General features: G+C 47.9%; 8 protein-coding genes. All 8 read right to left on the bottom strand.

The genetic code is table 11. The features are described 5' to 3' along the window. Positions 1 to 11: 11 nt before the first annotated feature. Positions 12 to 2,393 (bottom strand): accessory Sec system translocase SecA2, encoded by a 2,382-nt coding sequence (gene secA2 / locus RP262_RS03315; RefSeq protein WP_311154308.1) that lies wholly within the window; start codon positions 2,391 to 2,393, stop codon positions 12 to 14. Next, positions 2,386 to 2,865 carry an accessory Sec system protein Asp3 gene (gene asp3 / locus RP262_RS03320; RefSeq protein ID WP_311154309.1) on the bottom strand — a complete coding sequence of 160 codons (480 nt, stop codon included), beginning with the start codon at positions 2,863 to 2,865 and terminating at the stop codon, positions 2,386 to 2,388. Before asp3 ends, secA2 begins: the two co-directional genes overlap by 8 nt. Next, positions 2,862 to 4,391 (bottom strand): accessory Sec system protein Asp2, encoded by a 1,530-nt coding sequence (gene asp2 / locus RP262_RS03325; protein WP_311154310.1) that lies wholly within the window; start codon positions 4,389 to 4,391, stop codon positions 2,862 to 2,864. Before asp2 ends, asp3 begins: the two co-directional genes overlap by 4 nt. Continuing rightward, complete coding sequence (gene asp1 / locus RP262_RS03330) at positions 4,381 to 5,961, bottom strand: accessory Sec system protein Asp1 (RefSeq protein ID WP_311154311.1); 1,581 nt, start codon at positions 5,959 to 5,961, stop codon at positions 4,381 to 4,383. The genes asp2 and asp1 overlap by 11 nt, the downstream gene beginning before the upstream one ends. An 8-nt stretch (positions 5,962 to 5,969) precedes the next feature. Beyond that, positions 5,970 to 7,193 (bottom strand): accessory Sec system protein translocase subunit SecY2, encoded by a 1,224-nt coding sequence (gene secY2 / locus RP262_RS03335; RefSeq protein WP_311154312.1) that lies wholly within the window; start codon positions 7,191 to 7,193, stop codon positions 5,970 to 5,972. A 32-nt stretch (positions 7,194 to 7,225) separates the two neighbouring features. Beyond that, entirely contained in the window at positions 7,226 to 8,230 is a 1,005-nt protein-coding gene (locus RP262_RS03340) for a sugar transferase (protein ID WP_101771199.1), read from the bottom strand. 16 nt (positions 8,231 to 8,246) lie between these two features. Then, positions 8,247 to 11,471 (bottom strand): SP_1767 family glycosyltransferase, encoded by a 3,225-nt coding sequence (locus RP262_RS03345; RefSeq protein ID WP_311154313.1) that lies wholly within the window; start codon positions 11,469 to 11,471, stop codon positions 8,247 to 8,249. 343 nt (positions 11,472 to 11,814) lie between these two features. Continuing rightward, on the bottom strand, positions 11,815 to 13,164 hold a 1,350-nt coding region (locus RP262_RS03350; RefSeq protein WP_311154314.1), incomplete at its 5' end, for an LPXTG cell wall anchor domain-containing protein.

Raw genomic sequence — 13,164 nt, forward strand, 5'->3', positions numbered from 1 at the left:
TTCTCCTCGTCTTACGGGAAGTACATGATGACTTCTCCTTTAGGGTTGAGTGCCAATTCACTCATCAAAAGATTCTTGACAATCTGCTGCTTCATGCGCTCCTTCATATATTCAAAGCCATCGAATGCCTCTTGGTAGTATTCTACCAGAGGATTTTTCATAGAGAAATGCTGGCCGCTCAAAGCTGTCTTGAGTTGCTGCAGATAGTCCACCTGCTCGACCCAGTTCTCATCAATAGCCTTGAGAACGGACACCCGCTGAAAATGGGTAAAGAGCTTGTCAGACTTGAGATAGGCTTTCTTTGCCTGCAATTCCTGCTCGGCAATATCCTGCAAGAGCTCTGCAATTTTCTCCGGCGAATAAATATCGAAATCATAAGGAATACGCTCAGCATGATAGCTGAAATGGTCTAAGATAAAGCGATAGAGGTCAGCCCGCGTCCCATAGGACTGCTCATAGGCCGCCTGATGAATGACCTGACCGAGGACACGGCTGATTTCTTCGTCAATCCGCTCCTCAGCTTGAATCAGGCGATTGCGCTCAGCATAAGTAATCTCCCGCTGAATCTTCATACATTGGGCATATTCCAGCGTCATTCGACGGGACATCTTGGCGCTGCTTTCGCTAGCCCTCTGAGCCTTAGCCACCAAGTGTCTGAAACGACGCTGTCCCAGCTGGACTGGATGCTGCTGAACCTCTTCAGTAGAGTAGTCCTTGTAGAACTTCTTGAGCCAGTCTGGTCCCCACTTCCTGAGCAGGTCGTCCTCTAGCGAGATGAAAAACTTACTGATTCCCGGATCACCTTGGCGGCCGGAACGGCCACGAATCTGTAGGTCAATCCGCTGGTTCTCCATCCGCTCAGTACCAATCACCACGAGACCACCCAAATCTGCGACACCCGGTCCTAACTTTATATCCGTACCGCGGCCGGCCATGGATGTAGCCACCGTCACCGCACCTTTCTGCCCAGACTCAGCGATAATCTGCGCCTCACGCGCCGCATTGTTGGCATTGAGCAGGTTGTGGGCAATGCCTTCTCTCAGTAAGAGAGAAGAGTATATCTCCGACATCTCGACTGAGCCGGTAAAGATGAGAAGTGGATTGCCTTGAGCATGGTAGTGCTTGACCTCATCCAATGAAGCAAAGACTTTTTCTGGCAGGGTCTGGTAAAGCTGGTCTGGTAAATCCTGCCGAATAACTGGCTGGTTGGTCGGGATCTTGATGACAGACATGGAGTAAGTTTCCATAAACTCGCTCTCCACCACCTTGCCGGTCCCAGTCATACCAGAGATTTTCTGGAAGAGCCGGAAGAGATTCTGATAGGTGATGGAAGCCATGGCCCGTGTTTCCTCTGTCAGCTTGACATGCTCCTTAGCCTCAATAGCCTGGTGCTGGCCTCCCTGAAGTCGGGTCATTTCCAGCAGACGGCCGGTTGAGCGATCTAGAAGTACGACTTCTGCCTCTTTGTCGCCCTGTCGGACAACATAGTCCTTGTCTTTCTTGTAGAGCTTGTGGGCCCGCAAGGCTAGATTGAGGTGGCGGACCAACTCTTGATTTTCCTTGGAGAAAAGATGCTCCAAGTCAAGAAAAGACTCCGCCGCCAGAATACCTTTCGATGTCAGCCAGACTTCATTTTTCTCGTCATCGTAGTGATAATCCTCTTCTTCTTTCAAAGTCGTAATGAAGGTATCCATGATGGCATAGAAATTAGACTGGACTCGAGGGGCACCAGAGATAACCAGAGGCACCTGAGCGCTGTCTAAGAGGATGGAGTCAATCTCGTCTATGATGACATAGTTGAAAGGACTAAGATATTGGCTATCCTTATTCTCTGCTAGATTTTCAATCAGATAGTCAAAGCCCAAGGCACTATTGGTCGTATAGACAATATCCGCCTGGTAAATCAGCCGCTTCTGCTTGGGAGTCAAATTTTCAGCCTCATCAGCTACCACCGCTGCCTCAATAGTCAGACCCAGAAAACGATAGACCTGCCCCATTTCCTGAGCATCCCGCAGAGCCAGATAGGTATTGGTAGTCACCAGCATAGCTCCTTGTCCAGAAAGGGCATTGAGGTAGAGCGGCATGGTAGCTGTCAGGGTCTTACCCTCGCCTGTAGCCATCTCAGCGACATTGCCCTCATGGAGAACAATCGCCCCCATGACCTGCACATCGTAGGGAAACATGCCCAGCACCCGCTTGTCCGCTTCCCTCACCACAGCATAAGCCTCCGGCAGCAAGTCGTCTAAAGTTTCACCTGCGGCCAATCTCTCCTTAAATTCCTGTGTTTTCTTCCGCAGCACAGCGTCTGACAAGCCGGCCATTTCTGACTCAAAGCTCTTGACTTTGGCTAAGATTTTCTTTAAGCGCTGAATTTTAAAATGATTTTTAATCATCAGACTCCTCTATGATTTGGTCAATGTTTAGGCAATGAAACTCTAAGGACTCAACTCCTGCACTCAGCAGCTGAACCTTATAGCTATAGGCTTCGTTTGGGTAGGTAAAGATCATACTCTCCGAGCGCTCCACTTGATTGCTGATTTCTTTCTCATAACGGTCAAAAAAGATGATTTTCAGAAAGACGCTGGATTCAGGATAGGTGGTCATATCTCTAGACAGGCAATAGCGAGCTCCCTTTTTGAGCAAGGGGAGAGCAGGTACCTGCCGGTCTCGCTGATAGTTCCATTTGGAAGACCATTCATGGATGGTCTGGCCGGAGGCCATCAGTTTATTTTCAAAAAATACATGTGAAGGGGAATGAATGATAAGGGTAGTGCCATAAAGATAGGTAAAGTCAGTCATTTTGCCAGCTGCCGAAACCCCTCTCAGCTCTCCCCAGTAAACACCCTTTCTTTTTTGAATCTTCATTTCTTTCTCCCAAATTCCTTTTCCAATATCATTCGATAATAATTCATAAACCAAGACACAGACACAGCTAAGTCGTCATTATGGCGTCCAGGGACACCTCTGCTAATCAGCTTGGCCTCAGTCAGATGAAGAGCTGCCACCAGATCCTCATAGGCCGTCGGATCATAGTCCTCTTCTCTCATATAGGCGATACCAAAGGTCGTACGGCTGAAATCAGCCTTCTCAAACTTTCGCCAGTAACGTTGATTCAACTCCTCTACATGCTCCTGATCTTTGCCACCCGTGTGACGGTGAAGTACATCTAGAGCCGTCGGAAAGACCTCGGGCAGGCGTAAACGACCACGTTGGGCAATAGTTCCTAGATTTCCCAAGGGCTTGGACAAAACGATAGCTCGCGGACGAAACTCCGAACCGTAATAAACCGCACCGTAGGTCCCCATTGACATGCCCGATAGGATCAAATCCCGCTCGGTAAAGCCCAAAAAGTCCAAATGCTCTTGGATAATCTTATGAATACTGCTCTCCAGCTCCTGGCTGCCCAGATAAAACATACCACCATCCACGCGCGGATCAGAAAACAAGAGAAAAGGACAGCCCAAACTGCGCATCATCCCAAAGCCCTCAAAGCCTTCCGCCCGACGGTAACCAGAGAAATAAACAGCCAAAGGCGGCTTCAAATCACCCGGATAAAAGAAGTAATTGATTTCCTGACGGTGGCTATCGCGAAAAATCTTCCCACCCAGAACATACTTGCCAAACTCAAAGCGGGTCAGGCGCTGATGCAGAGCACCGACCTGAATCCGTCCCTCACCTCTAGCCTCCAGACTGACGCCCAGATAGGAAGTAAAATCATTGTCCAGAACCATGGATTCCCGCATGTCCTCTTCTGCGAAAATAGTCTCGCGAGCAATATCTGCAGTCGAACCTTCTTGGATATTATAGAGCCGCAGCCGCAGCTCACAGTTTCCTTCCTTTTCATACTCAAGCCAGAGCTCAACTGGATTGAAGGCATTGGCCACGACATTGTATTTCCAAGAGAGGACAGGCTGAAAGTCCTGACCAAAGTCACCTTCCAGCTCTAGATTTTCATAGCCATTATAGCAAATCTTGCCCCGAAATCCGGGACTGACCACCATATCAAGTGGGGTCATCTTATCGCCATACTGGCCGGAAAAGAGAGCCTTAGACAGCTTGCGGAGCAGGTCAGCTCGATCGCTCATATCCGTTGGCTGAGCACAGTGACGCTTAAGGAAGTACTCAATATCCGCTTCCTGGGTTTCCTGTTCCTGATCATAGAAAACTGTATAAGGGATAATCTTGGACTCAATCATAAACAAATCTGGAATCCGACGCAAATCGTCCACCAGAATCGCATCAAACTTGCCAATCTTATCCATCTCCATGACCTTTTTGATGGCTAGATTGGAGTTAGGAAAGAAATAATACCAGTTCATATTGTCTGGAATGGTAAGCTCCTTGCTCCAGTCGCTTGAGCCAATCTGTAAGATTTTCAGCTTATTTTGCATTCTCAGCCTCCTTGAGCCACTGCTCCCAACGGCCAATCAGCTCCAGACCAGTATTATGATGGATTTTTTCAATGGAATAAATCAGGGCCTGATTCCAATTTTTCAAACCTTCCAAGTAATAATCTGCAGCAGTCGGAACATCAGAGATAGAATCCAAGATATAGCCATTTTGCAGATGGGTCACATAGTCCGAGCCCACCAGATTGATCTGCGGAATCCCGGCAGAAATCCCAGCAATCTGCGTATAGAGATTGGGCTGCTCACTCAGGTCAATGATTAACCGCGTATCATCCAGCTCCTGAATCAAGCTAAGCTCGTCCGTGATATTCTTAATGGTAAAACGAAGATCCTGCTCCTGATTTTCCAGCAGGGCATTCTCAGCCTGCTCACTGCGGCGGTAGTTCTTGACAAATTCATACCGATTCAGATATTCATCAATAACCTCCTGCACCTTGTTCTCCACCTTTTGGATTCCTTCCTGCCAAGCATTGTAGACACCGATAGTCAGCTCTGTATCCGGATGCTTGGCCACATAGTGGAGAACCTTGAAAAAGGCATAGTCATTAAGCCCTTCTTCCAGATTAACCTGATAAAAAATCTTGGATTCACGACGACGCTGGCTCTTGCCCAGCTGCAGACGAGTATCAAAAGGCGATAGGTAATGCACCTTCTGAGCCTGCCCAGGCAGGTAGCGCTGAATAGCCTTCTTGAAATCCATACGATCAGTCAAGACTAAATCTGCCTGCTGCAAATCTGCTTCTAGAGCTGACCAATCCACTGTATGATTGCGCTCATGGAAAAAACTGAGAATGATTTGAACATTCTTGGGCAATAAGCGCAAAATAGCTTGAGTGTATAAGGGATGCGCTGCCAGGACGAAGCGGCTGTCCGCTCCTGCATTGCGCTCGATATAATGGCCTAATTTCTCCAAGATCAAATCCGGCATGTGGTCATACTCCAGCTTATCAAAGTCCAGTAAGTAAGCCGGATTGACCTCTACTCGGCTATCGTCAGGCTTGAGATGCTCACGAATCCGCCAGTCACCATCCGGCTGTAGGTAGTCCTGATACAGGGGCTGACCTTCTTCATAATAGGTGATACTGGAGACAAAGCCCCGATCATCAAAGATATAAAACTTCTCCAGCTGGTCATTCGTGAAAAACTTGATGAAGCTGATAAAGCCTTCTACTCCAAACTCGACATGGGCATAGAGCTGTCCCTGCCTACGGACCATGATTAGAAAGGGCGTATAGACAAACTCACAGTCTGGCTCCCAGTCCAGATCCTTGATTTGCAAGACCTGCATTTCTTTAGACTGGATCCCCTGAATCTCATCAAAGACCGAGTAATAGTCGGTCTCAAAAATATCCTGCCGATGCAAGAGATAGCGGGCATGTGGCATATAAGCTGGCAAAAGCAGCTGGACTGGCAGATTTTCACTTTGAAAAATCCGAATCTGATGAATTGAGTCATCAAACTCCAGTCGCTGCATGGAGCGGTACCAAGGGACAATATCCCGGTGCCAAACCCGATTCCCACTGCCACTCCATGAAGGAATAAAGTAATACATAGTTTCTCCTATAACAATGAACGATAACGGTCATTAAGCGTCAAGGCATCCACCTCGTCCTTAATAGAAAAGACCATCCCGATAAAAATCATAAAAATCCCCGGAATCATACTGAGCCGCAGATAGCGAATGTCCAGAAGTACCACTATCATAGGCAGGCCAGAAATCAGGATAAGATAGAAAGCCCCCACTAGTGCAAAATAGGTCACTAAACCATTGATATAGCGGCGGGTTGCTCCTCCCGGATAAACATTTTCAATATACTCTCCACTCTTTTGCATCCGCTCAGCAATCTGGTCGCCGCTGATATTGATAAAGGCGAAGGCCAGTGCCAGGATGAAAATGGTCATCAGATAGAGGATAAACCAAGCTGGACTTCCCATAGACAGCGCTTCTATCCACTGCTCAATCAGCTGATTGTCCGGCTGGAGAAAATGGATAATCAAAAGGAAATACTGGGGAATGCTGACCAAGGTCATCGCATACATGATGGGCATTCCACCAGCAGGATTCAGACGAATATCCAGATAAGAGTATTTCTTGAAACGGTTATGGATATTGATCTTATTGACTGGGATTCGGTACTTGGACCGCTCCACTGTAACAGCCAGATAGAGAAAGACTAGGCTGAAAACCAGCATCAAGGCCAGCCAAAGTGAAGAAATCTTCAGTTCCTGAATGGAGTTCCAAATATCCTGCGGAATGTAGGCAATCATACTGGCCATGACAATCATGATGGAGCCGCCAAGTCCCATGGCAGCATTCAAATCCGTCAGCCAGATGAGAAAGTAGGTCCCAGCCATCAAGACCAAGGTATCTAAGACCATAATCGTAGTCATATCCACCCCACCTGATTCTTGCAGTGGCAGATTTAGGACCAGTGCCACAGACTGTATCAAGGCAATAACCAAAGTCAGCAGCATCCGCCGCCTTTCCTGTACTTCCAGAGGGAGCTTACTCAAGCCTAGGCGCTTGGACACAGCAAACATCTGCCAGATCAGCATAGAGGACATCCAAGGAGACAGGCCGACAGAAAAGAGCGACATACTGCGTAGATTTCCCCCCATCAGGGCTGTCGCATAGTTCAAGGTCGTAGAGGTTCCGTCCATGGCAGCTGCCTTACTCATATCGATGAAAGGCAGGGTCAGCTTGGTTCCCAAGACATAGATAAATAAGAAAAATAAGGTCCACAGAAACTTCTTGATAATGACCGGTTTAAAAAATGACTTCACACTGACTCCTCATGACGATGGCTGGAAAGGCTCTAAGATAAGACTTCCATCACCGCATCTACTAAGACTTTCTTGCTAAAATAACCTTCCTTGAGCAGGAAAGAGAACTTTCTAACCCGCTCGACCATAGCCTGATATTCCTCTGCAGTCAGATTTTCAACGATCCGACTGGCCTCTTCCAGACTGTCTACTACAAAGCCCAGACCGCGCTCGCGAATCAGCTCTGCATTGGACAGGTAAGAAGGGACGATGACCGGAATCCCAGCTGCCAGATAGGTGGCAGACTTATGAGAGATATTGAGACCGTAGTATTCCGGCTCGTCTGCTGGATTTTCCTCAACACCCCAGACCAGCCCCAGACCGCCCTTGGACAGCTCCAAGAGCAACTCTGGCCGGCTGACCCAGCCGCGATAGCTGACATTGGCCTCTGGATTTAACTCTTCCTCAGGCGAAAAAATCTCCAGCGGCGTAGCATAAGACCAATTAATCAGATGTGGAAAACGCTCCACACTTCCGGCAAAATACAGCTTAGGTGCAAACTGAGGCTGGTGCAGGGGCAAATCATAGGGATGATCCCACATGCGTTGGACCAAAATCTTGTCCACCGTCAGCCCCTCTGCCACTAGCTTATCCCGCATCTGCTCAGAAGGCACGATGACCGCATCTGACTGATTGTACATATCGATATACTCCGGCATCAGATAGTAGTTTGACGGGAACATCAGCGGCGGTACATCATGGATAAAGGTAATCAACTTGGCCTGCAAAATCTTGAGCTTGCTGATAAAGGCCTGGTCAAACTCCCGACCGTTCCAAGTCGGCGATTGATAGATAACCACATCGCCATAGCCCACACTAGCCATGATACCGTCCAGACGACGACTGAGCTCCGACTGGCTATCGCTGTAAATATCGTAAAAATAAAAACTCAGTTCATTGAAGCCCAGCTGCTTGGCTAGCTTGGTCACATCATTCTGGGCAATCAAGGCCGTACTCTGGCCAGACATACCGTATAGATTGGTAATATTAACTTTCATATTCTTTTTCTAATCTTCATTCCTGAGCCAGATTGGCAACAATCTGGCTGTCATAAGCTTGGTCATCTCTAAACTCAATATCCTGATCAAAGTTGTGCTCAGCCGTATGCTTGTGCGACAGCTTGACCTTGTGCGTAGCCCCCATCTGGAACCACTCATACTCTGAGTCAATATGCCCAATATCCAGCGCTCGATAACCTTCCTGAACCAGATCATAGACCAAGACCTTGGCCGTCGGACCCAGCATGGTCAAAATCAGACGATTATCCGCATGCTCTCGAACAGCCTGCTTGATGTCCTCCAGCTTGCTGTAGGCATTGCGCGAAGGACAGATAATCCGCTTGATGGATTTAGCCCCGTCAAAGAGGTCATTTCCCACACCAGAGCGGGAAGTCAAGCCCTCTACGATCAAGAGATCCTTGTCCTGCCATAGCTGCTTGAGCTTTGCAAAATAGCCCGCAGACGGCATCTTATCTTCCAAGTCAATATAAGGACGGGAAATAAAAGTCGAGCCGTACCAAGGTGCTCGGCAAATATTTTTATATTTCTCAAGAAAATGTGGCAAATGATTTAGACTCCAAAAATTTTGGGCATCAATGGAATAGCGCTCTAGTCCTGTAAAGACATCGGGCAGACAAATCATCAAACGCTCATCGCTCTCCATAGACATCATCTCTCTCAAGCGTGCTGACAGTTCTGGATCAAAATCCTGATAGACGATACTGCGGCCCGCAACCAAATCCATCTCCCCATCTCCAAAGCGAACCACTGAAGCACCTTTCTCCAAGAGATAATCCAGCGACTGATCGATAGAGAGTACAGAAATCTGCTGCTCTTCAGGCTCGGCCAAGGCTAGTTTCTCAATAGCCTGCACCATGGCTTCAGGATTATCAGTTGGAAAGACTTCCTGCCCCTGCTGGCCATGGGCTGTGTTGTCAAAGGCAAAGACTGGCTTGCCAGCAGACTTAAAGCGAGCAATAATATCCCCTACCTCATCACCAGCATTGATATCCAGCAGCAACTGAGACTTGGCTTCCAGCGACTCCAAGAGAGCCGGAATGCCCGCAATATCTGAGCTGACGCTGACATTAGGATACTGGAGCAGACGCGTGATCGGCTCTGCTACCACTACCGGTGCAGCGATGTAGAAATGACAGGCAGGCAGGGCTTGAATCAGATAGTTGATATGCATCAGGTCACAAGAGTAGGTGTAGACTAGGCAGGACAGGCTTGAGCCATCTTCACCTTCCACCATCTTTTGAGTCAGGGCTCTGACTGGCTCCTGCATATCCGACCAATCCAGCCCCTGATAGAACCACCAAACCTCACGATAGATGGACTGGGTATACTCTTTCCAAGGCTTGCGCTCGGTCAGATAATGAATCACAGGCGGATAGAGACCTTTTTCTGGCTCATAGTCCGAAAAGGTCGTGTGCAGCGTAATGCAGTTATAAGCAAAAGGCAGCTCCATCCAGCGGTTTTCAAAGAGCATATTGAGAATGCTTTGATCATCCTGAGTAACTTTATCATGTAGGTTATCAGTCATCTCAATCAATTGGCCCGCAATATCGTTTTCTCTCCAGTAGTTCACATTAATTAGTAAAACACCTGAATTAAAAATCTGCTCGCCAAAGTATACTTCTCCACCCAGATCTCTTACCGCTCCAAGCGGATAGGAACCTAAATCAACTGCAAAAATTTCTGATAAATCACGTGTTACTACAATATCGCAGTCCAAATAAAGAGCTTGATCTTCCTGTACAAAAGTAGCCGTAAAATATCTCAAAAAAACTGAATAATGGATATTTGTCTTATATTGACTAATATGACTGCCATCCACCCGAGCATTGACAATCTGGCAGTCCAGCTTGGCCAGCTTTTTCCGCATGCTGACAAACCACTCTGTCGGAAAGTCACTATTGATGACATAAAACTTGATAAAGCGATTGTGGCAGACGATGGACTTAATGGTGGTTAAGACCTGCTCACTATAGGCAGCATTAGCCGCCAGCACCACAGCCCGAAAGGCTTGCGGCTTCTCTTTTTTCATCAGACTGCGCAGCTTTCTCACCATCTCCTGAGGGTGCTCATGGGGATAGACCAGTTCTTCGTTTTCATTTTTCTTAGTATTGTCAAAAGCCAGAACTGGCTTGCCAAGTGCCTTGAAACGACTGCTCAGCTGATAGTGCTCGCTTCCATGGTGAATATCCAAATAGACCTGGCACTTATCAATGAGCTCATCCAGCACTGCATGAATAACCTGCGGATAGAGATGGATATTTTCATAGCGATCCAAAGAGCGCAGATAATCTCCCATATCTGTGTAACAGGCTATATAAAAATGAACGCTAGGCAGGGACTGGGCTAAAAATTCAATCTGCTCCAGCTCCTGTACATCTGTCAGGAGCATGCAATTCAGAGCCGCCTTCTCCCATCGGTCTTGCAGCTCAAACTCCCCCTGATGATGGGCTACAATCTCTTCCAGACTCAAGGCCTGAAAGTCCCACCAAAGCTGACGGTAGCGATAGCTGACTTCCGAGTTCCAAGGTTTGCGGAAGGTCGTATAGTGGATAATCAGAGGTTCCTGGTCCAGCTCAAAATGGCCATTCCAGCCGCTGTAAAAGGCCACCAAATCATGGCCGACCTGCAGATTGTAAATCTTATCCAAGGCAAGCCAGTCCTGATCTAACACATGATTTAAAACCGTCTGATCGCCGTTGAAATCCTCCATCTGGCCAGACTGGACCAAACCCATGATGCGGTCCGTTTCCTTGATAAAGGTCTCCTGCAGCTGCCTTTCTTTCCATGCTCGATTATCAATTAACAGAACTCCAGAGTTAAACCCGTAACCACCGGCATCTCCAACCGCTGCAACAAGCTTGCCTTCTAGAAAAATATCAAATAAAGGCTGCAAATCTCTATTGACCACCAGATCACTGTCCAGATAAAGGACCCGCTCCTCTGCTACAAACTGCGGAATGAAATAGCGAGCATAGGCTGCTGAGCTGATATGGTCCTGAGTCAGCCACTCTGGACTGATAGTCACTTGGTCCAAGCTGATATTGACTAATTCACTGTCCAGCTGCTCAGCCAGCTCATTAAATTCACGGAACCATTCATCGCTCAATCCCTGATTGAAAACATAGATTTTTACATTTTTATTGTAATATAAAATCGACTTAATTGTAGTCGAAACTTGCTCCTGATAGGCCTGATCCCCAACCAAAACAATCGTTTTCATTTCTTCCCTTACTCTTTCATTTCATAAACTCTAAAACATCATTTCTATACTTGATATTATATAAAATATTGTCCAAAAAATCTATATTCTCAGGGACTTTCCTGCAGAATAAAGGACACTTTTTTCTACTAAATTGTCAAAAAAACAGGAAGTTGTCAAAACTTCCTGTTTCTATTGCCTATCAGTTTCTTTTTACTAGTTTCTAGTCTAGGATTTTAGGAAGCAAGTACCAGAAATAACCAAGTTATTTCCTTAAGACTTGCTCTGTCCATCACTTCCACAGCTCACTAATTGAGTGAACTTTCGACAGACTAAAAGATAAACTGATCTGCTCTATTTACTGCTACTCCTCAGAGTCGCTTTTCTTTTTACGTCTCTTGAAGGCCAAGCCCAATGCTCCTAAGCCCAGAGCCAGGATGGAAGCCTTGCTCTCCGTTTCCCCTGTCTGAGGCAGACGACCTCTGGAAATCAGATCCAGCTCAGACTGTCTTGCTGAAGCGGACAGACTTTCAGATGTGCTCTGACTAGCTGACAGACTCGTCGACAGGCTTTCCGATACAGACTGACTGACACGGGCAAGCTCGCTGAGACTGACTGCTACTGACAGTGACTCACTTGTAGAAAGACTGAGTGAGTAGAATTCCTTCTCATGAACCAGATCCAGCTGACTATGCAAGACTGAGGTGCTGGTGCTCACTGAGGTAGACTCACTGATTGACTGAGAATCGCTAATCGAAGCACTTTCCGAACCAGACAGGCTAGCCGAAATACTTGCGGATTCTGAAGCACTTACTGACGCATTCGTTGAGGCGGACGTGCTGGCGGATACAGAGGCACTTGTCGACGCTGATTCACTTGCACTTACGGACGCACTCGTCGACGCAGATGTACTTGCGGATACTGATGCGCTCGTGGATGCTGATTCACTCGCTTTCGCAGATGAGCTAGTTGAAGCTGACGTGCTCGCACTTACAGATGCACTCGTGGATGCAGACGTACTTGCGGATACTGATGCACTTGTAGACGCTGATTCACTTGCACTCACTGACGCACTCGTGGAGGCGGACGTACTTGCACTTACGGACGCGCTCGTGGAGGCGGATTCGCTCGCACTTACAGACGCACTCGTTGATGCAGATGTACTTGCGGATACTGATGCACTTGTAGACGCTGATTCACTTGCACTCACTGACGCACTCGTCGATGCAGACGTACTTGCACTTACGGACGCGCTCGTGGACGCGGACGTGCTGGCGCTGACTGATGCGCTCGTCGATGCAGACGTGCTGGCACTTACAGATGCACTCGTGGAGGCGGACGTGCTTGCTGATACAGACGCGCTAGTAGACGCGGACGTGCTGGCAGATACAGATGCACTGGTCGACTCTGATGTGCTTGCGGATACTGATGCACTTGTAGACGCTGATTCACTTGCACTCACTGACGCACTCGTCGATGCAGACGTACTTGCACTTACGGACGCGCTCGTGGACGCGGACGTGCTGGCGCTGACTGATGCGCTCGTCGATGCAGACGTGCTGGCACTTACAGATGCACTCGTGGAGGCGGACGTGCTTGCTGATACAGACGCGCTAGTAGACGCGGACGTGCTGGCAGATACAGATGCACTGGTCGACTCTGATGTGCTTGCTGAAACGGACGCACTCGTGGAGGCGGAAGTACTTGCGCTTAC

Origin of the sequence: uncultured Streptococcus sp., assembly GCF_963456385.1 — a bacterium.
In the GTDB taxonomy this organism is placed as follows: domain Bacteria; phylum Bacillota; class Bacilli; order Lactobacillales; family Streptococcaceae; genus Streptococcus.

Coding starts and splice junctions, on each gene's coding strand:
- secA2 (WP_311154308.1), bottom strand. CDS start 2,393: ATGATTAAAAATCATTTTAAAATTCAGCGCTTAAAGAAAATCTTAGCC.
- asp3 (WP_311154309.1), bottom strand. CDS start 2,865: ATGAAGATTCAAAAAAGAAAGGGTGTTTACTGGGGAGAGCTGAGAGGG.
- asp2 (WP_311154310.1), bottom strand. CDS start 4,391: ATGCAAAATAAGCTGAAAATCTTACAGATTGGCTCAAGCGACTGGAGC.
- asp1 (WP_311154311.1), bottom strand. CDS start 5,961: ATGTATTACTTTATTCCTTCATGGAGTGGCAGTGGGAATCGGGTTTGG.
- RP262_RS03340 (WP_101771199.1), bottom strand. CDS start 8,230: ATGAAAGTTAATATTACCAATCTATACGGTATGTCTGGCCAGAGTACG.
- RP262_RS03345 (WP_311154313.1), bottom strand. CDS start 11,471: ATGAAAACGATTGTTTTGGTTGGGGATCAGGCCTATCAGGAGCAAGTT.